Below are 23,983 nucleotides of genomic sequence, written 5' to 3'. Positions count from 1 at the left end.
CGCGTAGAACGAGAGCAAGTACGATGTCCGCACGTCCGCGCCGTTCCTGTCTTTATATGCCCGGCGCAAATGCGAAAGCCTTGGAGAAGGCGAAAACGCTGCCCGCCGATGTGCTTCTACTCGATCTCGAAGATTCCGTCGCGCCCGAAGCGAAAGAAGACGCGCGTGCGCAAGTCGTTAACGCCGTCAAAGGCGGCGGCTATGGCAAGCGCGAGATTATCGTTCGCGCCAACGCGCTGTCGACGCCTTGGGGCAAGGACGATATCGTCGCCGCAGGCGCCGCGAGGCCGGATGGCCTGCTCGCGCCGAAGGTCAGCAGCGCCGACGAGGTGCGCGCGCTCGACGCCGCGATGACCGCCGCCGGTTTTCCCGACACTACGACGCTCTGGGTGATGATCGAGACGCCGCGCGCGTTCTTCAACATCGCCGAGATCGCCGCGACCGCGCGTTCAACGCGGCTCTCCGCCTTCGTACTCGGCCTCAACGATCTCGCCAAGGAAACCCGCGCCCGCGCCGTCAACGGTCGCGCTGCGTTTTACGCGCCGCTCTCGCTCGCCGTGCTCGCCGCGCGCGCCGAAGGCATCACAGCCATCGACGGCGTCTTCAACGACATCGCCGACCGCGAAGGCCTTGTCGCCGAGTGCCGCCAAGGTCTTGAATTTGGCTATGACGGCAAGACTTTGATCCACCCCAGCCAAATCGAAACCGCTAACCTGATCTTCGCCCCGCACGAAGACGAACTCATCCGCGCCCGCGCCATCATCGCCGCCTTCGCGCTGCCTGAGAACGCCGGGAAGGGCGTGATTAAGGTCGATGGCAAGATGACGGAGCTGCTACACCTGGAAGAAGCGACGCGTCTCGTCGAAATGGCGGCCGCGATCGAAAGATTGAACGCATGACCACCAAATCCAATCCCGGCAATTTCCTTGAAGATTTTCGCCAAGGCCAGATCATCGCGCACGCGACGCCGAAGACGATCACTGAGGGCGACGTCGCGCTCAACATCGCGCTGACCGGCTCGCGCTACGCGCTCTTCAGCGCCGACAGTTTCGCGCAGAATTGTGGGCTTCCCGGCGCGCCGGTCGATCCGCTGCTCGTGTTTCACACCGTGTTCGGCAAGACCGTGCCGGACATCTCGCTCAACGCCGTCGCCAATCTGGGTTACGCCGAAGGCCGCTTCTTAGCGCCCGTCTTTGCCGGCGACACGCTGAACGCTGTCTCCGAAGTGCTCGGCGTGAAGCAAAATTCGAACGGCAAAACCGGCGTCGTCACCGTGCGCACGACCGGCTTCAACCAAGACGAAATCCCGGTGCTCTCTTATGTGCGCTGGGTGATGGTCAATAAGCGCGACGCGAGCGCCGAAGTGATCGACGCGCCGCCGAAGACGCCGGCGTCATCGGTGCCGACGCCCGATCTCGTGCTTCCGCAAGGGATCGATTTCAGCGGCTACGATTTCGCGCTCGCCGGCTCGCCGCATGCGTTTCAAGATTACGAGATCGGCGAAAAGATCGATCACGTCGACGGCATGACAGTCGAGGAGGCCGAGCATCAGCTCGCCACGCGGCTCTATCAGAACACCGCGAAAGTGCATTTCGATGCGCTGGCGCAGAAAGAGTCACGCTTCGGCAAGCGCCTCATCTATGGCGGTGTCACCATCTCGATCGCGCGTGCGCTGGCCTTCAACGGCCTCGCCAACGCGCAGCTGATGATCGCCATCAATGGCGGACGTCACGTCAATCCGCTCTTCGCCGGCGACACGCTCTATGCGTGGTCGGAAGTGTTGGCCAAGGAAGACCTCGGCGAGATCGGCGCGTTGCGCCTGCGCCTGGTCGCCGTGAAAAACAAACCCGCCACGGATTTCCCGTTCAAGAACGACGCCGGCGAATACGATCCCAACGTCGTGCTCGATTTCGATTATTGGGCGGCCATCCCGAAGCGCTAGTTCGCGGCGGCTTGCTGTGTAGCGACCCAATCACGAACCCGCGTCTCCAGCACATCGAGCGGCAGCGCGCCGGCGCCGAGCACGGTATCGTGGAACGCGCGCACGTCGAAGCGTTCGCCCAACGCAGCCGTCGCATCGCGCCGCAGCCCCTGCAAACGCAGCTCGCCAATCTTGTACGCGAGCGCTTGGCCGGGCGTTGCGATGTAGCGTTCGAGCTCCGTCTGGATGTTGTGCGGCGCCAGTGCGGAATTTTCCGCAAAGCAGCGGCGCGCTTGTTCGATGTCCCAGCCCATCCAGTGGATGCCCGTATCCGCCACCAGGCGGCATGCGCGCCACATTTCGTAGCTCAGGCGTCCGAAGCGCTCGTACGGCGTGCGGTACATGCCCATCTCTTCGCCGAGCGATTCCGAATAGAGGCCCCAGCCTTCGACGAACGCCGTGTAGAATGTGTTGCGCCGGAAATAGGGAAGCTCGCCTTGCTCCTGCGCCAGCGCGATCTGCAGATGGTGACCGGGCACGGCTTCGTGGATCGTTAGCGCCGGCAATTCATAGAGCGGGCGTTGATCGAGCCGCGTCGTGTTCACCCAATACGCGCCGGCCATGCCGAGGCGCGGACTACCTTGCGTGTAATACGCGGTGGTTTGGCCTTCCGCCGATTCCAACGGAATGACGCGAATGTCGTACGGCAAGCGCGGCAGCGTGCCGAACAGGCGCGGCAATTGCCCGTCGGCGCGCTTGGCGATCTCCGACGCTTTCTCGATCAAATCTTCCGGCGACGTCGCATAGAATTGCGGATCGGTGCGCAGGAAATGTTGGAACGCAGCGAAATCGCCGCGAAAGCCGCTGGCCGCGATCTCACGCTCCATCGCCGCGCGAATGCGTGCGACTTCCGACAAGCCGAGCGCGTGGATTTCCTCCGGCGTCATCTGCGTCGTGGTGTAGGCGCGCACGAGGTATTGGTAATATTCGCGCCCGCCGGGCACGCTCGAAATGCCAATGCTTTGGCGCGCCGCGGGCAGATATTCGGTCTCGAGGAACGCCACCAAAGCGCGATGCACGGGCAGGACCTGTTGCTCAACGATCTCACGCGCGCGCGCCCGGTAGCGCTCTTGCTCGACGGTCGGGATCGTCGCCGGCATTTGCGCGAGCGGGGTGGCGAGCGTGTTCGCCATCGTGGCGCTTTGCGCACGCGCCGTGGCGATCGCGCGATCGACGACGATGCGCGGCTGCGTGAAGCCGGTGGCGATGCCGCGCCGCGCATTGGCGATGTTCTGGCGATAGAAATTCGGCAGCGCCTCCAGGCGCGCCAGCCACGCTTCCGCATCGTCCGCCGATTGGATCGGCGTGGTGTAGGCGAGGTAATCGGCGAAGGAGAAGAAGCCCTCGCCATTGCTGATCGGCATGCGGCCGGTGTCGAAGCCGATGCGCTCGATCCGGTTGCGGATGGTCCGCAACAGCAGCGCATGGTTCAGCGAATCTTCGCCGCGCAGCCGGCGCGCATCAATGCGCTCCACTTGCGTCAGCAGGGTCTGAAGTTCGGCCAGTTCCGTAGCGTCGGCCTCGGGTGACACGTTCGGCAAAAGGCGCAACGCCGCGCGATCGCCCTCGGAGGCGGAGGTCACCGGATCAGATTGGCGGTCGATCCGCTCATAGGCGGCCATCGCCGCAGCGACGCGCGTATTGCCGCGCGTCTGCGCTAGCGAAGAGCCCGCCAGCCCGGCTGACACCGCCAAAACCAGACTCGCCACCAAGATGTTTCGCATCCGCCGTCCTCCGCTGGGATTTGTCTAGCCGGGGGGCGATTTGGCGCAAGCCGCTTGATTGACTTGGGGGTTCCGGACCCTAATCTCCGCGCGCAGATTCCACGTACCATATCAAGCACAAGAGAGGGCGCACATGGCCGGCGCGACCCGCCCCGAAAGACCATTATCGCCACACGTCAGCATCTGGCGTTGGCACGTCACGATGGCGACGTCGATCCTCCATCGCGTGACGGGCGTGGGTCTCTATGGCGGCATGATCCTGTTTTGCTTCTGGCTGATGGCCGTCGCCGCTGGCCCTGAAGCGTATGAGCCGGTCGGCGCGTTCCTGGCCGGGCCGATTGGCCAGATCGGGCTCTATCTGATCGTGGCGGCGTTCGCCTACCACCTCGCCAACGGCATCCGTCACCTGGTGTTCGACACCGGCAATGGTCTGAAGCCCGCCGATGCGGAAACCACCGCTTGGTTCGCCATCCTCTTTGCTGTCGCCGCGCCGATCGGGCTGTGGGCGCTCGTGACGTTTGGAGGCTGAGCTATGAGCAAAGGGAAGAGCACCCCACTTGGCCGCGTCCGCAATCACGGCGCCGCCGCTGAAGGCACCGGGCATTTCGTTGGCCAGCGCGTTTCCGCGATCGCGCTGCTAATCCTCGCCACATGGTTCGTGCTGAGTGCGGCGCTGACGATGGACGGGCCCACCTATTTGGCGGCGATCGATTTCCTCGTCTCGCCCGTAAACGCTGTGGGCGTGATCCTGCTCGTCATGGTCGCGCTCTATCACATGCGTATCGGCATGGGCGAAGTGATCAACGATTACATCGCCCGGCCATTCACCAAGGTCGTGCTGTTGTTGCTGAACGCCCTCGTGCCGCTCGTCATCGCCGCCGGCGCCTTGTTCGCTGTGTTGCTCGTCAATTTCGGAGCCTGATCCCTTGGCCGCTGCTTATACTTGGGTCGATCACACGTTTGACGTCGTCGTTGTCGGCGCCGGCGGTTCGGGGCTTCGCGCCGCGCTCGGCAGCGCGCAAGCCGGCTTGAAAACCGCCTGCATCAGCAAAGTGTTTCCCACCCGCTCGCACACGGTCGCGGCGCAAGGCGGCATCTCCGCCTCGCTCGGCAACATGGGCGAAGATAAGTGGCAATGGCACATGTTCGACACCGTGAAAGGCTCGGACTGGCTGGGCGACCAAGACGCGATCGAATATCTCACACGTAACGCGCCAGCCGCGGTCTATGAGCTTGAGCATTGGGGCGTGCCGTTCTCGCGCACTGAGGAAGGCAAAATCTATCAGCGCGCCTTCGGCGGCATGACGCGTAACTTCGGTGAAGCGCCCGTGCAGCGCACCTGCGCCGCCGCCGACCGCACCGGCCACGCCATGCTGCACACGTTGTACGGCCAGTCGCTGCGCCACGACGTCGATTTCTTCATCGAGTATTTCGCGCTCGACCTCATCATGGATGAGAGCGGCGCCTGCCGCGGTGTCACCGCCTGGAAGCTTGACGACGGCACGTTGCATCGCTTCCGCGCGCAAACTGTCGTGCTCGCCACCGGCGGCTACGGCCGCGCCTATCTCTCCTGCACCTCCGCGCACACCTGCACCGGCGACGGCAACGCCATGGTGCTGCGCGCCGGTCTGCCGCTGCAGGACATGGAATTCGTGCAATTCCACCCGACGGGCATTTTCCCCGCTGGCTGCCTCATCACCGAAGGCGCGCGCGGCGAGGGCGGCTATCTCACCAATTCAAACGGCGAGCGCTTCATGGAGCGCTACGCGCCGACCGTGAAGGATCTCGCGCCGCGCGACATGGTGAGCCGCGCCATGACGCTCGAAATCCGTGAAGGCCGCGGCGTCGGCCCGAACAAGGATCACATCTTCCTGCATCTCGACCACCTCGATCCGAAGCTGCTGCACGAACGCCTGCCGGGCATTTCCGAAAGCGCGAAAGTGTTCGCTGGCGTCGATGTCACGCGCGCGCCTATCCCGGTGCTGCCGACCGTCCATTACAATATGGGCGGCATCCCGACGAATTATCACGGCGAAGTGCTCACCAAAGTCGGCGGCGATCCGGATTCGGTTGTGCCGGGCCTCATGGCCGTCGGCGAAGCGGCGTGCGTGTCGGTGCACGGCGCCAATCGTTTGGGCTCGAACTCGCTGATCGATCTGGTCGTATTCGGCCGCGCTGTCGGTCTGCGCTGCGGCGAGAAGCTGCAAGCTAACGCCACGCAACCCGAATTGCCGAAGGGCCAGAGCGACAAGCACCTCGCGCGCTTCGACAAATTCCGCAACGCCAAGGGCGGCACGCCCACGGCCAAGCTGCGCGAGAAAATGCAGCGCACGATGCAGGATACGTGCGCCGTCTATCGCACTGGCCCGGTGCTCGCCGAAGGCGTGCAACGCATGGCCGCGATCTGGAAAGAAGCGCCGGACATCGCCGTCACCGATCGCTCGATGATCTGGAACACGGATCTGGTCGAAACGCTCGAGTTCGACAATCTCATCGGCCAAGCCATCGTCACTGTGAACGGCGCCGCCAACCGCACCGAGTCACGCGGCGCCCACGCCCGCGAAGATTTTCCCGAGCGCGACGACAATGACTGGATGAAGCACACGCTCGCCTGGCTCGATCTCGACACCGGCGCCACCCGCATCGACTTCCGCCCGGTCCACTCCAACACGATGACCAACGAAATCGAAAGCATCCCGCCGAAGAAGCGGGTGTATTGAGGATTGGCGGCCGGCTTCTAGCCGGCCGCGTCCTTCAGCATCTCCATCAGCCAAGCCAATCCCGCATCCTGCAGCGCGGGCTTTGGCGCGATCATGTTCAGCGTGAAGCGCGGTAGTGGGAGCGGCGGTTTGGCGCTTGCGAGCTTGAAGCGCTTGCCGTGCAGCTCGAAGAAGCGCCGCGGCACCGCGGCGATCAGGTTCGTCTCGGCCAACAGGGCCAACGCCAGCATGAAATTTGGCGCCGTCAGCGCCACACGGCGCACCATGCCGCGGTCTTCCAGCATCGCATCGACGAAACCCTTCGGATCACCGGTGCTCGACACGACCAGGTGCTGCGCATCGCGAAAGCCCGTCAGCGTTGGTTTCGCCAACCATGCATGACCAGCGCGCGCTGCGATCACGAAATCTTCGCTAAAGAGCGGCGCGATGCTGAAGCGCGGCGGCGCGGCGTCCAGCGGCGCTACGGCGAAATCCATCGCGCGCGTATCAAGCTCAGCGAACGCGTCGCGCCATGCGAGTTCGGGTGCGGTTTCTCCCTGTCGCGGCAACAATTGGCGTACGCGCACGTCCACCCTTGGCGCAATCCGTCCGAGCTTCGCCATCAATGCGGGCAGAAACACCGCCGACACGCCGTCCGGCGCCGCAATCGTGAAGCTGCGCGTCGATGTGTGCGGGTCAAAAGGTGCGGCCGTCTGCACCACGCCGCGCACGCGCGCCAGAATGTCCGCGATCGCCGGCTCAAGCTCTAACGCGCGATCGCTGGGCGTCACGCCGCGTGGGTTCTTGATAAAGAGCGGATCGTTCAGCAGCACGCGCAAGCGCCCGAGGCCATGGCTCACGGCGGACGCGGAGAGGTTCAGCCGCTCCGCCGCACGCCCCACATGGCGCTCGCGCATCACCGTTTCGAACAGCACCAAGAGGTTCAGGTCCGCCCGAGAGAGATCGGTATCATTCAGCATATAGCTGAAATCGTATCATTGGATGCAGCATAGCAAAAGAGCGATAGCGCCTGGGTAGACGGAGAACCTCAATTGCCCAACTCAATCCTCTCGCTTTCCCGCCTTTTTGCCTTCGTGGCGGCCGTGTTCCTGCCGCTCGCCGGGTGCGCCCGCCAAGCGCGCACGGACGAGGCGTTAATTGCACAACTCGCCGCACGCGCCGAAGCGGGCAATGAGGCCTTCATCAATGGCGATATGCATCGATGGCTCGAAATCGTCGGCCCGATCGCGCCGGACTTTACTTTGATGCAGCCGCTCGGCGGCGTCAGCCGCGGCTTCGACCCTAGCGACGCGCATCTCGATCAACTTGCGCGCACGTTTACGCACGGCGTGGCCACGTTCGAGCTCGTAGAGAGCTACGCTTCGCGCGACATGGCGGTGCTTGTCTTCATCGAACGCCAGCGCGCCATCGTCGCCGGATTGCCGGAGCAGGATTGGTCACTGCGTGTGACGCAAATCTATCGGCGCAGCGGCGCGGAATGGGAGCTGGTGCATCGCCACGCGGACCCGATCGTCCAGAATATCGGCATGCAGGCGACGGCCGCGCTCGCCATCACCGGATAATGCTTAATCCAAAAACTCCAAACCCGCGCCGCCGTCTTGTTGCCAGACCACGCGCGCGCGTTTGCGCAGGCGCATCGTCGCTTCCAGAAACTGCACCTCGGGCGGCAGCGTGATGTGCTGGAAGAATTCCACGCGCGCGCCGGTGGCGCTCACATCCTTCACCACCACGGTGAAGCGGTGGCCGTCGCTGAACACCAGGGTCGCCTGACGAAAAACCTTATCGCGCTCGGCGCGCTCCTTACGGCGAGACGGCGGCGGCGGTGCGGGCGTTGAGGGCTGCGCAGGCCGGCTGACCGCACCGCGAATGCGGGCGTTCAGGTCGACAGGCGGCGGGGGCGGTTTCTTGAACAAGATCAGGTGTGTCGCGACTCGGTATTGTAACGAAAAGCCCTACCGGGTGGTTGCTTCACCTGGCGCCAAATCGTGTCAATTACATACGATAAGCAGACGCCGCGTCATTCTTGACGCCCGCGCGCCGGGGCCCGATGACTCCGCCCAAGCCCGCATCAAGCGGCGACAAGGGGAGTGAAGCACGATGGCCAGCGTTGGTTATGTCTGCCTAGGCGCGAACGATTTCGACCGCGCAACCGCGTTCTATGATGCGTTGCTCGGCGAAATGGGCGGTAAGCGCCCAATGCCAACGCCGCACGGCCTCATGTACCGTCTTGCCAGCGGCGCCATGATCATGATCACGCGCCCCTACAACGGGCAGCCCGCCACGCACGGCAACGGCGCCATGCTCGCCATCGCCGTCGATAGCAAGGAAGACGTCGCCCGCATTCACGGCAAAGCACTCGAACTCGGCGGCACGTGCGAAGGCGAACCTGGTCCGCGCGGCGCCTTCGGCGAGTTCGCCTATTTCCGCGACCTCGACGGCAACAAACTCGCCGTGTTCCACACTGGACGCTAAATGCGGGGATAGAGTGTCGCTCTATCCCACCCTTCGGACCGCCGGCGCCCTCGCCGGCATCTCTCCGCGCGCCCAATCGTCAAACAATTGCGCACTCCATCGCCGATGCCGGCAAGGGCGCCGGCGGTCCAGACTCAACCGTGTGAAGCATATGCTCCACGCGGCCAAAAGTGCTGCGCGCTTTCTAATCCAGCGTCCGCCGGAAGCGCATCAGAGCCAGAGAGCCCAGCACCAACAAGATCACAGCCAGCGGCCAGAGATCGCTCCAGATGTCGGCGAGGCCCGCTTCCTTCAGCACAACCTCACGCACGATACGCAGGAAATGTGTGATCGGCAGCGCTTCGCCAATCGCGCGCGCCCACACCGGCATCGCCGCGAATGGAAACATGAAGCCCGAAAGCAGGATCGACGGCAGGAAGATGAAGAACGTCATCTGCATCGCCTGCATTTGCGTGCGCGCGACGGTGGAAATGAGATAGCCCAGCATCAGATTGGCGAGGATGAAGAGCGTCACCGCGATCAGGAACGCCAAGAACGAGCCAGTGAACGGAATCTTGAACAGCAACGTCGCGACGATCAGTACGATTGCGACTTGGATCGCGCCAACGCCCACATAAGGCGTGGTCTTGCCTATCATCACTTCCAGCGGTCGCACCGGCGTCGCCAGCAGATTCTCCATCGTGCCGCGCTCGGTCTCGCGCGTGAGCGCGATCGACGTGATCATCACCATCGTCATGGTGAGAATAACGCCCAGCAACGCCGGCACGATGTTAAACGCGGTCACGCCCGCCGGATTGTAACGACGATGCACCACGATCTCATACGGCGGCGGTCCTTGCGCGAGATAGGAGAGGGCGCCTTCAAATTCCGGCGCGAATGCCTGCTGCGCCACGCGCTCGATCGCGCCCAACGCGCCGCCAGCCGCAACCGGATCGCTCGCATCCGCCGCAATCAGAATTTGTGGCCGCTCGCCCCGTACCAAGCGCCGCTCGAAGCCTTCCGGAATTGAGATCAGAAAATTCGCCTCACCCGAGCGCAGCATCGCTTCGCCTTCTTCGGACGTCCGCGCGATCGCGACAATATCCACGAAGGTCGAAGCGCTCAGCGACGCCAGGAACGCGCGCGTCATCGGACCGTCCTCACGCATCTCAACGACGGCGGGCAGGTGGCGCGGATCGGTGTTGATCGCGTAGCCGAACAGAACGAGCTGCATGATCGGCATCATGATCATGATCGCAAACGTGGGTCGGTCGCGCCGCATCTGCACCAGCTCCTTCAGGAACACAGCAAACACGCGCGCCCAGGAGAGATCGAGCAGATTGGGGAGCGTCGGCGCCTTCATTGGAAATTGTCCAGCGCGCCGGACATGAGATAGATGAAAATCTCCTCGAACCCGGCTTCGATCCGCGCGATCTCGACATGCGGTTGCGTTTGTTTCACCGCACGCACCGCGCGTTCGAGTGCGGCTGCATCTTTCCCGCACGCATGGATCTCCGCGCCAAAGCGCGCAACGATGTCGACGCCCTCGGACGCTTCCAGCATCTGTTGCGCTTCAAGCAAGGGCCGCCCCGCGATGCGCCAGCCATAGAGACCAATCTGTTTCGGGATCGCCGCAGTCGGCGCGTCGAGCAATTTCTTGCCGTAAGCGATGTATGCGATGGAATCGCACTGCACGGCCTCGTCCATGTAATGCGTGCTCACGAGCGTCGTGACGCCTTGCGCTGAGTAGCGTCGGATTGCGTCCCAGAAATCGCGCCGGGCTTTCGGATCGACGCCCGCCGTCGGTTCATCCAGCAGCAGTAATTCCGGCTCATGGATCATGCACGCCGCAAGCGCCAGCCGTTGTTTCCAACCGCCCGAGAGCTTACCTGCAAGCTGCGCTTGGCGTTCGGCTAAACCCAAATCCTCAAGCGCCTGGTCCACGCGCTCCGCACGTTGATCCAAACCATAGAGTCGCGCGATGAATTCCAAATTCTCGCGGATCGATAAATCTTCGTAGAGCGAAAACTTCTGCGTCATGTAGCCGACGCGTTCTTTGATCTTCAGGCTCTCGCTCAGCACGTTGAAGCCGAGCACTTCGCCTTCGCCGCTCTCCGGCTTCAGCAGCCCGCACACCATACGGATCGTCGTCGTCTTGCCCGAACCGTTCGGCCCCAGAAATCCGTAGATCGCGCCGCGCGGGACTTTGAGATCGAACGCATCGACCACTTTGCGCCCGCCGAAGCTCTTGGTGAGCCCGCGCACGTCGATCACGATTTCGCTCATTCGGCCAGCCGAACATCGACCGGCATCCCTGGCCGCACCGGGCTCTCACCCTCGAACCGCGCTTCAACCAAGAAAACCAGCTTCTCGCGTTGATCGAGCGAGTAGATCACGGGCGGAGTAAATTGCGGCTCATGCGCAACGTAGCTCACGATAGCCGCAACCGGCTCACCGCAATCATCGCAACTCACCAGCACACGCGCGCCAACTGGCAATCGTGAGAGCATCGGCTCCGGCGCAAAAAAACGCACCTTCATGTTCGTTGGTGCGAGCAGGGCCGCGATCGGTTGACCCGCAGCAACAACCTCACCAGGTCGATGATAGATCCGCTCGATCACGCCCGCTGCGGGTGCGGCGCCATCCAGATCGCTCAAACGCTCGCGCGCCAAGCCAGTCGATGCGCTGGCGGCGCCAGCTTCGCGCCGCGCCTGCGCCAATTGTGCGACCGCGGCATCCATCGCTGCGCGATCTGAGTCCAGCCGTGCGCGTGGATAGAAGCCGCGCTCGAACAATTCCACGCCGCGCGCGTAATTGCGCTGCGCCAACGTCGCTTGCGCCTGTGCCGTACGCACTGCGGAGGCGGCCGCCGCACCTTGCGCACTCGCACTCTGCTCGTTCAGCGCCAGGCGATCGGGGTCGAGCGTAAACACGCGCGCGCCTGCCTCAACGCGATCGCCTTCGCGTACATTGAGTTCACGCACCACGCCCGTCTCTTGGCTGGCCAGATAAATGTAATCCGCCTCGCCATAGCCTTGGAGAATATTCGTCTCCGCGCGCCCGCAGGCGACAAGGAGAGCGAGAGATAAAACGACAGAGCGCTTCATGCGCGTTGCTCCAGCCCGTTCAGCAGGATGTCGAATTGCTGTTGGATCAGCTTTTGCGGATCGTGGAGAGCGGTTTCGCCTTTCAACACATGCGTCCATAGCGCCTCGAACAAGATCGGCCCGATGAACGCGCGCGCTGCGGCTTGCGTATCCACCTCTGCGCGGATTGCGCCTTTGTCCTTGGCTGCATCAATCAACGCTTCGAGCGCACCGCGCGCCTTCTCGACGACATGCGTGCGGTAATATTCCGCGATCTCGGGAAAGCGCCCGGAGATGCTGATCACCAGGCGCGGCACGGCGAGCAGATTGATGTCGGACAGACGATGCGCCGCCATTGTCGCGATCATGCGCATCGCATTCAGCGGATCAGCGTGACCGGCAAGCGCGAGCGATTGCATCTGCTGCGCCAGCGTGCCGACCTTGGCTTCGATCAACGCTTCGAGCAACGCCGCCTTGCTCGAAAAGTAGAGATAGATCGCCGCCTTCGAGATGCCGGCGGCCTTGGCGACATCCTCCATGCGCGCCGCTTCGAAGCCGCGCGCGGTGAATTCGGCCAAAGCCGCGTCGAGGATTTCGTCCGGTCGCGCCTCGGCCCGCCGCCGCCATTTCGGGGCGGGGCGGGCGCGAGGCTTCGGGGAGGCAGCCTGTGGCATGAGTTGTATATAACTGACTGGTCAGTTATATACAAGCAAAATCGCGCCGGCACGAAAAAGGGCGACCTCCGGAGACGCCGCCCTTTGGTTTTCCAGTGTTTTCCGGAGGGCCTACTCGACCCAATCCCGCTTCAGAGTGCGTGAGGCGATCACGTAGAGACCGGCCGCGACCAGGTAGAAGCCGGTGCCGGCCAGGATCGAATAGCGCAGGGATTCCTCGCCGAATTGGGCCGAGAGCGCGTCGGAGAGTACGCCCAGCAGATACGTGCCGAGGCCGATGCCGATCAGATTGTTGATGAAGAGGAAGCTCGCCGACGCGACCGTGCGCATGTGCGCTGGCGCAAGGTGTTGAACCGCCGCAATCACTGGGCCGAGCCAAACCAAGCCCAACGCGGTTGGCGCCAAGAAGAGGAAGAAGGCAATCGTCGGTGAATTGGAGAGCAGGCCGAGCGCATAGCAGGGCAGCGCCAACAACCACGCCGCAGCAGGCACCAGCGCAAACATACCGCGGTTCTTCGCGCCAAGCTTGTCGCCCAACATGCCGCCCAGCCAGACGCCGATGACGCCGCCGATGAGGAGGATGGCGGAATAGAAGAACGCTGCTTGCTGCAAATCGAAATCGTATGAGCGGCGCAGAAAGCTCGGGATCCAGAAGAACGAGCCATAACCCATGATCGATGAGCACGAGGCGCCAAACGACAACAGCCAGAAGCTCGGCTTCTTGGTGATCAGCGCGATGGCTTCAAAGAACTTGGCCTTTGGCGCCGCCGGCGCGTCCGCCGCCTTCACATCGTAGCGGCCGCGCTCCGGCTCTTTGACGAACAAGCGGAAGATAGGCGCGATGAGGACGCCGGCGAGTCCGACAACGATGAACGCCACGCGCCAATCGACTAGGCTTGCGACAATACCACCGAGCGCAATGCCGGCGGCGCTGCCAATCGGAATGCCGAACGAATAGACCGCAAGCGCACGTGCGCGCTCCTGCGGGGGAAAATAATCGGAGATCAGAGAGTAAGCCGGCGCGACACCACCCGCTTCACCAACGCCCACGCCCATGCGCGCGAGGAAGAGCTGTGTGTAATTTGTCGCGAGCCCCGAGAGCGCGGTGAACGCACTCCAGAGCGTCAGCGAAATCGTCATGATCCAGGTGCGGCTCCAGCGATCGGCGAGATACGCGATCGGAATCCCCAGGCCGGTATAGAAGAGCGCGAACGCCAAACCGCCGAGCAGCCCCATCTGCGCGTCGCTGACGCCCAGCTCTTCTTGGATCGGCACGGCGAGAATGCCGATGATCTGCCGATCGATGAAATTGAACGTGTAAACGACGAACAGAAGCGCGAGCACGAGAATGCGTGATTTATCGGCGGGCGGGGTTTGGGCTGTGGTTTCGGTCATGTCGTCGCCAACAAGCAAAAAAGAAACGGCGGCGCGAGGTTTAATTCGCGCCGCCGCAGGAAATCTCCACTTGGGGAGGAGAGATTAGAAGCGGACTTCGATCGTGCCGGTGAAGGTTTGCGGCGGGCCGTAGAAGCCGATGATCGAATTGCCGAAGGTGGCGCCCGGGAAGTTATAGCCGCCCACGCGATATTCTTCGTCGCCTAGGTTCAGACCGTGCAGCCCGAGGCGAACGCGATCATTGTTCGTCGTCCAAGTCACCGATGCATTGTAGAGCGTGTAGGCGCCTTGATCGAGGATCGGGTTCGCGAACTCGAACATCTGGCTATCGCCGCGATACGACGCCGATGGCGTGAACGCGAGAACGCCGCCCGCGAGCGGGGTCGAGTAGGTGAGCGAGAACGACCCCGTCAGATCCGGCGTGTTCTGGAAGCCAGCGAGACCCGAGAAGTCAGCAGGCAATGTGGGTTGGTTGCCCGGGCCGATCGGGAGCGCCGGATTGTAAGCCGGGTTCACGATTGTGGTCAGATATTCGTCGAACTCACCGTCGATGTAGCCCACCGCGAAATTCGCGACGAGATTGTCGGTGAAGTGCACGCTGCCTTCGAGTTCAGCGCCCTGCAGTGTGGCGGCGGCGGCGTTGTCGACGAAGCTCGCAATGCCGTTGGCGACCGTCGGCTCCTGGCGCGTGATCTGCATGTCCGTGTAATCGGATTGGAAGATCGCGCCGCTCAGATTGAGGCGGCCGTTCCAGAACGAAGAGTGGAAGCCGATTTCGTAAGTATCGACGAATTCCGGCTCGTAGCCATTCACAGTGTCCGGCGTCAGCACCGCGTCGCCGCGCATGTCGAAGCCGCCCGACTTAAAGCCTTGGCTGTACGACGTGTAGAGCGTCAGCGCGTCGGAGGCTTCCCATGTCAAGCTGACGCGCGGCGTGACCTCTTCGAACGTGGCGTCGTTCGTGTAGTCCGAACGCAGCAGGCCGGGCGTCGGGTTGCCGCCGAAGAATGGGCTGCGCTCGCCGAGGAAGGTCTGCGTGAAGTTCTGGCGATAAACAGTGCCGGTCTTTTCATCGCGCGTCCAACGCGCGCCGACCGACAGCGCCAACGCGTCGGTGATGTCGAAGCTGACATCGGCGAAGGCTGCAAGCGATTCCGTCTCAACTTGCCCTTGCGTTGCGATGGTGAGGCCGGTGATGACCGTGTCGAATGCGCCCTCGGCAGTGGCGTCGAGATAATAGACGCCAGCGACGCCTTGCACGCGGTCGTAATCAAACAGGACTTGGAATTCCTGGCTGAGTTGCTCGTCGGCGTAATAGGCCGGGATGTCGAGCGTCGGGTTTGGCGTGTTGTCGAAATCGATCGTGCCGAGCGTTTCACCTTCACGCACCGCCGTGATCGAGCGGAGCATGATGTTCGGGTTGAGTTCGTAATCGACATGCAGCGACGTACCGTAAGCTTCGACATGGTTGTCGTCGCCCGAACCGGCGCGCGTGTCATAGACGCTGCCGGGCGGATCGTAGGCCGCACCGCCCGCCGGGAAGCTCGTCAAACGATAGCCGTGACGTGGGTTGGAATCGTCTTCCACGCCGTCCGTCGTGAGGCGGATGGTGAGGTCTTCCGTCGGCGTCCATTGCGCGCTCAGGCGATAGGCGAACACATCCTTGTTGTAGTGTTCAGCGCCCGTGTTCAGGTTTTCACCGTAGCCGTCGCGCACGTAGCCTGCGACAGCGCCGCCCACAACGAGCGTGTCGCTGATCGGCAGCGAGCCCGAGATCAGCGCTTCCATTTGGTTGTAAGAGCCATAGGAGAAGCGCGCACGCAGGTGCGGATCGTCTTGATCGAGCGGGCTCGTGACGTAACGCACAGCGCCGCCGATCGTGTTGCGGCCGTAGAGCGTGCCTTGCGGACCGCGCAGAACTTCGATGCGCTCGATGTCGAAGATGTCGAGCACGGCTGCTTGCGGACGCGCCACATAGACGTCGTCAACATAAAGGCCAACGCCCGGTTCGAAGCCCCAGAGCGGATCTTGTTGGCCGACGCCGCGGATGAACGCGATCAGCGTCGAGTTCGAGCCGCGCGCAACTTGCACCGTGGCGTTCGGCGTCGTTTGTTGCAGCACCGTGATGTCGGCAGCGCCGCGTTGGTCGAGCGCTTCTGCGGTTTGCACCGAGATCGCGATCGGCACGTCTTGCAGGCTCTCTTCGCGACGGCGCGCCGTCACCACAATTTCGTCGCCAGTTTCCTCAGCTGCAACTTCCTGCGCCACGGCCGGCACGCACAACGCCATCGGCGCTGCGGCGACGGTCGCCAACAAAAGCGCTAGCCGCGCTGGATCACCAAACCGTTTCATGGACGTACTCCTCCGCTCTTGATTTCGGGCCGCCGCTGGGCGCGGACGAAAGCCTCGACATGGTTGAAAAACGCATCCGGCTGCTCGAGATGCGGCACGTGACCGGCGCCGGGAATGACGACGCGTTCGCCCTTGGGCGCTGTGTGCGCGACGAATTCCGTCGCGCGATCTGGATAAACTTGGCTGTCGGCGCCGCCGATCACGAGCATGGGCTGCGTGATGCGTGCGAGTGCGCCGCGAAAATCTTGGGCGGCCATCGACGCCCAGAACGACGCCATCGCTTCGGGATCGGCCTTGGACATTTCAGCCGCGGCCCAGGCGATCTGCGCGGCGTTGGCGTTACGCGCGAACATGCGCGGCGCAAAGCGCGCGACGTGCGCTGGCCAATCGGTGCGAATATCGGCGAGCGTCGCGTCGACGTCGGCTTGCGCATAATTGCCGGCAATGCCGTAGGCCCACGCATCATCGTTCACGAGGCGCGGGGCCATGTCTTCGACGATGAGGCCGGAAAGGCGCGCGCCGAGCTTGGGCGCTGCGGCCCAGAGCGCCATCGCGCCCATCGACCAGCCAAGCGCGACCACGCCCTTCAGGTCGAGCGCTTCGATGAAATGGATGATGTCGTCGGAGAGGGTCTCGATCGTGCAGGGCGCTTGGCCCTGGTCAGAACCCGGATGACCGCGCAGGGTGAGCGTCAGCACCCTATTGGTGCGTGCGAGCCGCTTGCTCAGATCCTGGAAGAACCCGCCATGCCCCGCCCAGCCGTGCACCAAAAGGACAGGATTTCCCGCGCCGTCGTCGGCGTAGGACATGGCTGTTCCGTCTGGCAACGCGAATACCGGCATGCCCGGCGTTTCCCCCTCGACCCGTTCCCGCGGGCCGATTTTTCCTTGTGTTGTCCCGGCTTATATCGGAGACTTGAAACATGAGTCAACATTCAGGTTCGGCTTCTGAGCTTTCCGAAGAGAAAGCGGGGCCGAAAACCGAGCGTGGCCGGCGCACGTTGCGGCGCCTGCTGGACGCGGCCGGGGAGGAGTTCGGGAGGCGCGGTTTCCACGAAACCGCGATCAGCCACATCACGCAGGCGGCGGGTGTGGGGCTCGGCACGTTCTACGTGTATTTCAAAAGCAAAGAGGAAGTGTTCCGCGCCCTCGTCGCCGACATGGGCGCGCGCACGCGCCATGCGCTGAGCGAGAGCGTGAAGGATGCCCCGAACCGCCTAGAGGCCGAGCGCCTCGGCATCCGCGCCTACCTCGATTTCGTGCGCACGCATAAGTCGCTCTATCGCGTCGTCATGGAGGCGCAATTCGTCGCCCCGGAAGCGTACCGCGCCTATTACAAAGTGTTCTCGGATGCGTATGGCCAGCAATTGTCGCAGGCCGCCAAACGCGGCGAGATCAGCGACGGCAATACCGATGTGCGCGTGTGGGCGCTGATGGGCGCCTCGACCTTTCTGGGCTTGAAATTCGGAGTCTGGGAAGACGACGCGGACGTGAACGCGGTGTCGGAAGCGGCTGCAGATTTGATGATCAATGGGCTCGCGCCGCGAGCCAAGCCGGGTGACGCTTCTTAAAGAAGGCGCATCGGCAAAGGGGAGGTAGGGCGATGAGTGTCGACCTCGTCGACATCACAGCGAAGCGGGCGGCGCTGACGCCGCACGTGATCGCGTTCGAGGATGCGCTAACTGGGCGCACACTCACCTATGCCGCGCTCGATGATCGCGCGTCGCGCGCCGCTTCTGTGTTGGCCGATCTTGGCGTGAAGCGCGGCGATCGCGTCGCCATCCTCTGCCGCAACCGCATTGAATTCTTCGAGATCATGTTCGCCTGCGCCAAGCTCGGCGCGATCCTCGTGCCGTTGAACTGGCGTTCGCCGGCCGCTGAATTGGCGCCTGTGCTCGATGATTGCACGCCAACGCTGCTCGTATTCGGCGCAGAAGACGCAAAGACTGCGCGCGCTTTGCCGCTTTCCGGCATGCGCCTTCTGGCGCTCGATACGCAGGCGGGTGAGCATTACGAAAGCCTGATTGAATCCGCATCACCACTGCGCACAGAAACGCGCTGGAACGGCGATGATACATGGTTTTTGTGCTACACATCCGGCACGACTGGAAAACCCAAGGCCGTCATCCAAACCTATCAAATGGCGGCTGTAAACGCGCTGCACGTTAACCAGGCGTTCGGCGTACGTGCGGGCGATCACACGCTGAATTTCTTGCCGCTCTTTCACACCGCCGGCATTCAGCTCGTCACGATGCCGACGCTGATCGCCGGCGGCACAGTCACGATCATGCCGGGCTTCGACGAAGAGCGCGCGTTCGCTCTGATGTCGAAGCTCGATGTCTTCTTCGCGGTGCCAGCGGTGTATCAGCAACTCGCGCTGCATCCTGATTTCGAGCGCGCGGATTTCTCTCGTGTGCGCGCGTGGGGCTGCGGCGGCGCGCCATTGCCAGACGTGTTGGTCGAACGCTATGCCGCGAAGGGCGTGCGCGTCTGCAATGGCTACGGCATGACCGAGACCGGGCCGACTGCGTTCGTCGCCGCGCCCGAAGATGCGCTCACCAAGATTGGCTCCGTCGGCAAACCGCAAATGTTGCTCGATGTGCGCATCGTCGACGCCGGCGGCCGCGACGTGGCCGAAGGTGAGAGCGGCGAAATCTGGATGCGCGGCGCGGGGCTGACGCCTGGGTATTGGAACAGGCCCGAAGAAACCGCGAAGGCGTTCACAACCGATGGCTGGCTCAAGAGCGGCGACGTTGGCCGCCGCGACGCGGACGGCTGCTATTACGTCGCCGGCCGGATCAAGGACATGTACATTTCGGGCGGCGAGAACGTGTACCCGGCCGAGATTGAAAACCTCCTCGCACGGCATCCGGCGGTGCTCGAAGCCGCCATCATCGGCGTGGCGGACGAGAAATGGGGCGAAGTCGGCCATGCCTTCGTCCAGCTCCGGCCCGAGGCGCCTTCGGTCAGCGCCGCCGAGGTGATTCAGTTTTGCCGCGCGCACCTGGCTGGCTATAAAACCCCTCGTCACGTCACCTTCGTGGCGGATTTCCCGCGCACCGCCGCGGGCAAAATTAAGAAGCACGAGCTCAAGCCAGAGGCCCCAGGTCCGTCGCGCTAAAGCTCAAGGGAAGGATCGCGAAGGCTGATGAAGAGCTTTTCCACCTCACGCCGCGGCTTGCTGGCCGGCGTCTCGGGCGCTGTTTTGACGAGCGCGTGCGCCTCTTTTTTTGACCCGGTTACTGACACCGGTAGCAATGAACTCCGAGGCGAAGCCAGGGACGCGATGAAGCGTGCGGCGCGGTTCATGCGCGAGGAGGCGGCGTATCGCGGCGGCTATGTGTGGTCCTATCTGCCGGACTTCTCGCGCCGCTGGGGCGAGATGGAAGCCTATCCCACGATGATCTGGATCCAGCCGCCGGGCACGGCGACGGTGGGCCACCTCTATCTCGATTGCTTCAACGCCACGCGCGACGAGTTTTACTACCAAGCCGCGATGGAGGTCGCCGAAGGCCTGATCGCCGCGCAGCATCCGGCGGGCGGCTGGAATTATCTCTACGATTTCGCGGGCGAGGAGAGCACGCGCCGTTGGTATGACACGATCGGCAAGAACGGCTGGCGGCTCGAGGAATTCCACCATTACTACGGCAACGCGACGTTTGACGACGCAGGCACGTCTGAAGCGTCGCAATTCTTGCTGCGACTTTATCTCCTGCGCCGCTCGTCGCGACTGCGTGCGCCGCTGGAGCGCGCGATTTCGTTTGTGCTCGACAGCCAATATGAAAACGGCGGCTGGCCGCAACGCTTTCCGTTCGTGAACGATGCGCCGTCGCTCCACGGCCGTCCGGATTATACGCGCTATATCACCTTCAATGACGCGGTCGCGGACGAGAACATCAAGTTCTTGCTCATGGTCTATCACACGCTTGGCGATGAGCGGGCTTTGGCCGCAATTCAGCGTGCAATGGAGATTTTCATCGTCACGCAACAGCCCGCACCGCAAGCAGGGTGGGGCTTGCAGCATCACCACGAAACACTGGCGCCGATCGGCGCGCGCTCGTACGAGCCCGACGCGCTGGCGACGCACACGAGCGCCGGCAACATCGCGCAAATGATGGATTTCTATGAATGGACGGGTGATGCGCGCTTCATCGCGCGCATTCCCGAAGCGCTGGATTGGCTGCAATCGGTGCGCTTGCCGGCCGATCAAATCCAAGTCCGCGGCCGCGAGTATCCGACCTTCATTGAACTCGGCACAAACCGCGCGCGCATCAATCATCGGCGCGGCTCCAACGCTGCGAGTGGTGAATATTACTGGGATTACGATCCGGCGAAGCCGATCACGCATTATTCGCAATGGCGCGCGATCAATCTTGAGGCGCTGCGCACGCGCTATGAACGTCTGCGCGCCGCGTCGCCTGATCTGTTGCGCGCCGCTTCGCCGCTGCGTCTGCGGGCGGGCTTTGAACTGCCGCGCTTCTTCACCACGGAGAACATCGAGGTCTCCGACATGACCTCGAATGCCGGCAGCGCCAATTTCGAGCGGCCGACGCCGGAACGGACCCGCGAGCTGATCGCCGGTCTCAATGCCGAGGGCTATTGGCCAACCCCGCTGACGGCGACTTCCCAGCCCTATGCGGGCGAGCCGCCGGCCGCGGCCTCGCCTGGCGATTTCAGCCAGACCCTGGTCGGCGACCGCTTCGACACCTCGCCCTACGTGACCGACGCCCCCGTAACAGGCATTTCGACTGGAACCTTCATCCAGAACATGAGCGCGCTTTTGCTCATCGCGGATTCAGGCGATTGAACCAAGGATGGTATTGCCTCGGGCAGGAGGCTATCCTCGCGGGCGTGGGGATGATGAGCCGTGGTCGAAAATACTGAGGAGCGGACAATCCGTTTGGCGTCGATCGTTGCGGTCGACATCGTCGGGTTCTCAACAATGTCCGAGCGCGATCAGCGCAACGCCGCCCGTAAGGTGGAGAACCTGCGCGCGCGGATCGAACAGGTCGCGGCCAAGAATGGCGGGCGTTTGTTCAACACGGCGGGCGACGGCTTCATGCTGGAGTTCGGCTCCGCAGGCTCCGCGCTCGGCGCCGTTCAAGATATTCTCGACAAGCGCCCCAAGGGTGAGCCGCCGATCCGCGTTGGCGCACATGTGGGCGATGTCGTTGTCACGGCGACGAGCGATCTGCTCGGTCATGGCGTGAACGTCGCGGCGCGTTTGCAGGAATTGGCGGAGCCGGGCACGGCGCTCGTTTCGGCGGAGTTCCGCTCGATGGCGCGCTCGTCGCCGACGGCGGCGTTTCAATCTCGTGGGCAAAAGCCGCTCGATAATATCGAGCAGCGCGTGCAGACGTTTGAAATTCTGTCTAAACGCCAGCGCTTCATGCGCGCCACACGGCGCTATGCCTCGATGGGCGTCGCGGTCGCGCTCTTGGCGGTGGGCGCATATTTCGCGCCGACGATCTGGCGCTTCTCGCAACAATTCTTGCCGGCCGATCAGCAGCCGAATGCTGTCGCCGCCCCGGTGGATACGGGTTCGCTGAACGGCGACGAACAGCCGGTGATCGATACACTTCCGCAAACGCCGACCTACACGGCGGGGCACACATTCTCGGATTGTCCGAGCTGTCCGGAGATGGTGGTGCTGCCAGGCGGCATTTTCGTCATGGGTTCGCCGACGACGGAAGCTGGGCGTGGCCGCGACGAGGGCCCGCAACGCGAAGTCTCGATGTCGCCCTTCGCGATCGGCAAATACGAAATCACGTTCGCGCAGTGGGATGCGTGCTTGGCCGGCGGCGGCTGCGATGGCTTCTCGCCGCCCGACAATGGCTGGGGCCGTGGCGCGCGCCCGGTGACGGGCGTGTCCTGGAACGACGTGCAATCCTATCTCGATTGGCTGAACCAACAGGCCGGCGGGTTGCGCTACCGTTTGGCCAGCGAAGCCGAGTGGGAATACGCCGCGCGCGCCGGGGCCGCCGACGCTTATGCATTCGGTCCGCGCGTGACCGCGACGCAAGCCACGTTCCGCGCGCGCCAAACCTCCACGGTCGGCGCGCACGATGCGAACGCTTGGGCGCTGTTCGACATGCACGGCAATGTCGGCGAATGGGTCGAGGATTGCTACGTCGCCAATTACAATGCCGCACCCATCGATGGCGCGGCGGTGCAAGCGAACAATTGCGCGCGGCGAGTCTATCGTGGCGGCGGCTTCTCGGACCAAGCGCAAGTGTTGCGCGCGGCGGCGCGGCAATCGGCGCCCGCCGATCGACGCATTGCCGCCGTTGGCTTCCGGGTTGCGCGCACGCTCGATTAAGCCTGTCAATTGCAGACACTGTGTCCGCGGTCACAGGCAATGCACATTCCATGCGCTAAGCTCTGCAACGGGCGTGACTAGAAGCATGGGGTGGCCGCATGGGCGGCAGATTTTTGCTGGCTCAAATTTCGGATACGCATATCCGTGCGGACGACAATGGCGAGGCTGCGGCCAAGCTGAAGAAGGCGCTCGCGCAGGCGTCGGAGTATCGCGTCGATGCGATCCTGCTGACGGGCGATCTCGTGAACGACGAGCGCACCGAGGAATACGAGGCGCTCGCGCGCGCGCTGCTCGATCCGCCGGCGCCGCTTTACCTGATGCCGGGTAATCACGATGAGCGCACGCGGCTGCGCTATTTCTTCCCGAGCCACACCTATCTGCCGCACACCGGGTTGCTTTCCTACGCGATTGAGGATTTTCCCGTGCGCGTGGTCGTCGTCGACCAGATCGTGCCGGGCGAAACTCATGGGCTGCTGACGGAAGCGGGCGCTGCCTGGCTGGATCGCACACTCTCCGCTGCGCCCGATAAGCCCACGATCGTGGCGCTGCATCACCCGCCGTTCCTCACGCACGACCTGCTGTTCGATAAGATCGGGCTGCTCGATTCCGACCTGCTGAGCCACGTGATCGCCAAGCACCGTCAAGTGATCCGCATCATCTGCGGTCATCACCATCGCGTGGCGTTCGGGCAGATCGCGCACGCGCCTGTCATCGTCGCGCCCTCGACGTCGTGGGTCTATGGCATCGCCATGTATCCCGAGCAGCCGATCGCGCCGCGCACGGACGAGCAGACCGGATGGATGCTGCACGCGTGGACGCAAAGCGGCGGCTGCGCCAGCCACTTCATCGGCCTCTGATTTTCGTGAACCCCCGAAAGTGAACCCCCGAAAGCAGGTGGGCCGGATCTGGCGATCCGGCCCGTGCTGCGGTGGCGCCTTTGGGCGGGGGGAGTAATCGGCGCCGCTTGAGGAACGTGAAACCCGGCGCAGCGTTCCGCGCCTCCGCGAATTATTTTGGATTGCTTTTCGGCAATGTCGCGCGCCGCGTGCTGGTCAGCGGGGGCGGAGAGGGGGAACCTTGGACTGGCTAACGCCGACGGGTTGCGACTGCAGCCCCCGTCGGCGGGTCAGCCCATACAACGAGAGCCCCGCGCCCCGCTGAACCAGGCGCGAGCAAATCGTTTTTGCGCGCGGCGGTCAAATCGATTTGTACCGTTTTATACAACATTAGAAATCCCGTGCCTGAAAAGGCACGCATTGACCGCGCGCGCGTTTGCGTGTGT

22 protein-coding genes are annotated in these 23,983 nt (G+C 63.2%); 12 read left to right on the top strand and 10 right to left on the bottom strand.

Going from position 1 to position 23,983, the window contains the following annotated elements:
* Positions 1 to 23: 23 nt before the first annotated feature.
* Both EPJ54_RS11000 and EPJ54_RS10995 read left to right on the top strand, forming a co-directional pair.
* Entirely contained in the window at positions 24 to 899 is an 876-nt protein-coding gene (locus EPJ54_RS11000) for an HpcH/HpaI aldolase/citrate lyase family protein (RefSeq protein WP_135211758.1), read from the top strand.
* Positions 896 to 1,942 (top strand): MaoC family dehydratase, encoded by a 1,047-nt coding sequence (locus EPJ54_RS10995; RefSeq protein ID WP_135211757.1) that lies wholly within the window; start codon positions 896 to 898, stop codon positions 1,940 to 1,942. The genes EPJ54_RS11000 and EPJ54_RS10995 overlap by 4 nt, the downstream gene beginning before the upstream one ends.
* Here the strand turns inward: EPJ54_RS10995 and EPJ54_RS10990 are convergent.
* Positions 1,939 to 3,705, bottom strand: a complete 1,767-nt coding sequence (locus EPJ54_RS10990; RefSeq protein ID WP_135211756.1) for a DUF885 domain-containing protein — start codon at positions 3,703 to 3,705, stop codon at positions 1,939 to 1,941. The genes EPJ54_RS10995 and EPJ54_RS10990 overlap by 4 nt on opposite strands.
* A gap of 133 nt (positions 3,706 to 3,838) precedes the next feature.
* On the opposite strand from EPJ54_RS10990, the gene sdhC reads away from it, so the two are divergent.
* Genes sdhC through sdhA form a run of 3 tightly spaced genes read left to right on the top strand, consistent with a single transcriptional unit; the run spans position 3,839 to position 6,425 of the window.
* The gene (gene sdhC, locus EPJ54_RS10985) at positions 3,839 to 4,234 is read left to right on the top strand and encodes a succinate dehydrogenase, cytochrome b556 subunit (RefSeq protein WP_135211755.1); all 396 of its coding nucleotides are present in this window, start codon (positions 3,839 to 3,841) and stop codon (positions 4,232 to 4,234) included.
* Positions 4,235 to 4,237: 3 nt separating this feature from the next.
* On the top strand, positions 4,238 to 4,627 hold the full coding sequence (gene sdhD, locus EPJ54_RS10980; RefSeq protein ID WP_135211754.1) for a succinate dehydrogenase, hydrophobic membrane anchor protein: 390 nt from the start codon (positions 4,238 to 4,240) through the stop codon (positions 4,625 to 4,627).
* 4 nt (positions 4,628 to 4,631) lie between these two features.
* Positions 4,632 to 6,425: a succinate dehydrogenase flavoprotein subunit gene (gene sdhA, locus EPJ54_RS10975; RefSeq protein WP_135211753.1), complete on the top strand. Its 1,794-nt coding sequence runs from the start codon at positions 4,632 to 4,634 to the stop codon at positions 6,423 to 6,425.
* Positions 6,426 to 6,442: 17 nt separating this feature from the next.
* Here sdhA and EPJ54_RS10970 read toward each other — a convergent pair whose 3' ends face one another.
* Positions 6,443 to 7,384 (bottom strand): LysR family transcriptional regulator, encoded by a 942-nt coding sequence (locus EPJ54_RS10970; RefSeq protein ID WP_135211752.1) that lies wholly within the window; start codon positions 7,382 to 7,384, stop codon positions 6,443 to 6,445.
* Positions 7,385 to 7,456: 72 nt separating this feature from the next.
* Between EPJ54_RS10970 and EPJ54_RS10965 the strand changes: the two genes are divergently transcribed.
* Positions 7,457 to 7,987, top strand: a complete 531-nt coding sequence (locus EPJ54_RS10965) for a YybH family protein (RefSeq protein WP_239590874.1) — start codon at positions 7,457 to 7,459, stop codon at positions 7,985 to 7,987.
* Between the two features lie 3 nt (positions 7,988 to 7,990).
* Here EPJ54_RS10965 and EPJ54_RS10960 read toward each other — a convergent pair whose 3' ends face one another.
* On the bottom strand, positions 7,991 to 8,338 hold the full coding sequence (locus tag EPJ54_RS10960) for a PilZ domain-containing protein (RefSeq protein WP_135211751.1): 348 nt from the start codon (positions 8,336 to 8,338) through the stop codon (positions 7,991 to 7,993).
* Between the two features lie 184 nt (positions 8,339 to 8,522).
* On the opposite strand from EPJ54_RS10960, the gene EPJ54_RS10955 reads away from it, so the two are divergent.
* Positions 8,523 to 8,897 carry a VOC family protein gene (locus EPJ54_RS10955; RefSeq protein ID WP_135211750.1) on the top strand — a complete coding sequence of 125 codons (375 nt, stop codon included), beginning with the start codon at positions 8,523 to 8,525 and terminating at the stop codon, positions 8,895 to 8,897.
* A 184-nt stretch (positions 8,898 to 9,081) separates the two neighbouring features.
* On the opposite strand, the gene EPJ54_RS10950 is transcribed toward EPJ54_RS10955, so the two are convergent.
* From EPJ54_RS10950 to EPJ54_RS10920, 7 genes are all read right to left on the bottom strand, one after another.
* The gene (locus tag EPJ54_RS10950; protein WP_135211749.1) at positions 9,082 to 10,239 is read right to left on the bottom strand and encodes an ABC transporter permease; all 1,158 of its coding nucleotides are present in this window, start codon (positions 10,237 to 10,239) and stop codon (positions 9,082 to 9,084) included.
* Positions 10,236 to 11,162: an ABC transporter ATP-binding protein gene (locus EPJ54_RS10945; RefSeq protein ID WP_135211748.1), complete on the bottom strand. Its 927-nt coding sequence runs from the start codon at positions 11,160 to 11,162 to the stop codon at positions 10,236 to 10,238. Before EPJ54_RS10945 ends, EPJ54_RS10950 begins: the two co-directional genes overlap by 4 nt.
* On the bottom strand, positions 11,159 to 11,983 hold the full coding sequence (locus EPJ54_RS10940) for an HlyD family secretion protein (protein WP_167755683.1): 825 nt from the start codon (positions 11,981 to 11,983) through the stop codon (positions 11,159 to 11,161). Before EPJ54_RS10940 ends, EPJ54_RS10945 begins: the two co-directional genes overlap by 4 nt.
* On the bottom strand, positions 11,980 to 12,636 hold the full coding sequence (locus tag EPJ54_RS10935) for a TetR/AcrR family transcriptional regulator (protein ID WP_135211746.1): 657 nt from the start codon (positions 12,634 to 12,636) through the stop codon (positions 11,980 to 11,982). Before EPJ54_RS10935 ends, EPJ54_RS10940 begins: the two co-directional genes overlap by 4 nt.
* A 111-nt stretch (positions 12,637 to 12,747) precedes the next feature.
* Positions 12,748 to 14,031 (bottom strand): spinster family MFS transporter, encoded by a 1,284-nt coding sequence (locus tag EPJ54_RS10930; protein WP_135211745.1) that lies wholly within the window; start codon positions 14,029 to 14,031, stop codon positions 12,748 to 12,750.
* Between the two features lie 84 nt (positions 14,032 to 14,115).
* Positions 14,116 to 16,383, bottom strand: a complete 2,268-nt coding sequence (locus tag EPJ54_RS10925; protein ID WP_135211744.1) for a TonB-dependent receptor — start codon at positions 16,381 to 16,383, stop codon at positions 14,116 to 14,118.
* Complete coding sequence (locus tag EPJ54_RS10920) at positions 16,380 to 17,192, bottom strand: alpha/beta fold hydrolase (protein ID WP_167755682.1); 813 nt, start codon at positions 17,190 to 17,192, stop codon at positions 16,380 to 16,382. Before EPJ54_RS10920 ends, EPJ54_RS10925 begins: the two co-directional genes overlap by 4 nt.
* A 113-nt stretch (positions 17,193 to 17,305) precedes the next feature.
* On the opposite strand from EPJ54_RS10920, the gene EPJ54_RS10915 reads away from it, so the two are divergent.
* From EPJ54_RS10915 to EPJ54_RS10895, 5 genes are all read left to right on the top strand, one after another.
* On the top strand, positions 17,306 to 17,953 hold the full coding sequence (locus EPJ54_RS10915) for a TetR/AcrR family transcriptional regulator (protein WP_135211742.1): 648 nt from the start codon (positions 17,306 to 17,308) through the stop codon (positions 17,951 to 17,953).
* 32 nt (positions 17,954 to 17,985) lie between these two features.
* On the top strand, positions 17,986 to 19,503 hold the full coding sequence (locus tag EPJ54_RS10910; protein WP_135211741.1) for an acyl-CoA synthetase: 1,518 nt from the start codon (positions 17,986 to 17,988) through the stop codon (positions 19,501 to 19,503).
* 165 nt (positions 19,504 to 19,668) lie between these two features.
* Positions 19,669 to 21,189 (top strand): pectate lyase, encoded by a 1,521-nt coding sequence (locus tag EPJ54_RS10905; protein ID WP_135212104.1) that lies wholly within the window; start codon positions 19,669 to 19,671, stop codon positions 21,187 to 21,189.
* Between the two features lie 60 nt (positions 21,190 to 21,249).
* Positions 21,250 to 22,701 carry an SUMF1/EgtB/PvdO family nonheme iron enzyme gene (locus EPJ54_RS10900; RefSeq protein ID WP_135211740.1) on the top strand — a complete coding sequence of 484 codons (1,452 nt, stop codon included), beginning with the start codon at positions 21,250 to 21,252 and terminating at the stop codon, positions 22,699 to 22,701.
* 98 nt (positions 22,702 to 22,799) lie between these two features.
* Entirely contained in the window at positions 22,800 to 23,558 is a 759-nt protein-coding gene (locus tag EPJ54_RS10895) for a metallophosphoesterase (protein ID WP_135211739.1), read from the top strand.
* Positions 23,559 to 23,983: the final 425 nt, after the last annotated feature.

This window comes from Vitreimonas flagellata, assembly GCF_004634425.1.
In the GTDB taxonomy this organism is placed as follows: domain Bacteria; phylum Pseudomonadota; class Alphaproteobacteria; order Caulobacterales; family Aquidulcibacteraceae; genus Vitreimonas; species Vitreimonas flagellata.
This window is presented reverse-complemented; position numbering and strand designations above follow the sequence as displayed.

Coding starts and splice junctions, on each gene's coding strand:
- EPJ54_RS10895 (WP_135211739.1), top strand. CDS start 22,800: ATGGGCGGCAGATTTTTGCTGGCTCAAATTTCGGATACGCATATCCGT.
- EPJ54_RS11000 (WP_135211758.1), top strand. CDS start 24: ATGTCCGCACGTCCGCGCCGTTCCTGTCTTTATATGCCCGGCGCAAAT.
- EPJ54_RS10940 (WP_167755683.1), bottom strand. CDS start 11,983: ATGAAGCGCTCTGTCGTTTTATCTCTCGCTCTCCTTGTCGCCTGCGGG.
- EPJ54_RS10945 (WP_135211748.1), bottom strand. CDS start 11,162: ATGAGCGAAATCGTGATCGACGTGCGCGGGCTCACCAAGAGCTTCGGC.
- EPJ54_RS10925 (WP_135211744.1), bottom strand. CDS start 16,383: ATGAAACGGTTTGGTGATCCAGCGCGGCTAGCGCTTTTGTTGGCGACC.
- sdhD (WP_135211754.1), top strand. CDS start 4,238: ATGAGCAAAGGGAAGAGCACCCCACTTGGCCGCGTCCGCAATCACGGC.
- EPJ54_RS10955 (WP_135211750.1), top strand. CDS start 8,523: ATGGCCAGCGTTGGTTATGTCTGCCTAGGCGCGAACGATTTCGACCGC.
- EPJ54_RS10920 (WP_167755682.1), bottom strand. CDS start 17,192: ATGTCCTACGCCGACGACGGCGCGGGAAATCCTGTCCTTTTGGTGCAC.
- EPJ54_RS10970 (WP_135211752.1), bottom strand. CDS start 7,384: ATGCTGAATGATACCGATCTCTCTCGGGCGGACCTGAACCTCTTGGTG.
- EPJ54_RS10995 (WP_135211757.1), top strand. CDS start 896: ATGACCACCAAATCCAATCCCGGCAATTTCCTTGAAGATTTTCGCCAA.
- sdhC (WP_135211755.1), top strand. CDS start 3,839: ATGGCCGGCGCGACCCGCCCCGAAAGACCATTATCGCCACACGTCAGC.
- EPJ54_RS10950 (WP_135211749.1), bottom strand. CDS start 10,239: ATGAAGGCGCCGACGCTCCCCAATCTGCTCGATCTCTCCTGGGCGCGC.
- EPJ54_RS10990 (WP_135211756.1), bottom strand. CDS start 3,705: ATGCGAAACATCTTGGTGGCGAGTCTGGTTTTGGCGGTGTCAGCCGGG.
- EPJ54_RS10910 (WP_135211741.1), top strand. CDS start 17,986: ATGAGTGTCGACCTCGTCGACATCACAGCGAAGCGGGCGGCGCTGACG.
- EPJ54_RS10935 (WP_135211746.1), bottom strand. CDS start 12,636: ATGCCACAGGCTGCCTCCCCGAAGCCTCGCGCCCGCCCCGCCCCGAAA.
- EPJ54_RS10930 (WP_135211745.1), bottom strand. CDS start 14,031: ATGACCGAAACCACAGCCCAAACCCCGCCCGCCGATAAATCACGCATT.
- EPJ54_RS10905 (WP_135212104.1), top strand. CDS start 19,669: ATGAAGCGTGCGGCGCGGTTCATGCGCGAGGAGGCGGCGTATCGCGGC.
- EPJ54_RS10915 (WP_135211742.1), top strand. CDS start 17,306: ATGAGTCAACATTCAGGTTCGGCTTCTGAGCTTTCCGAAGAGAAAGCG.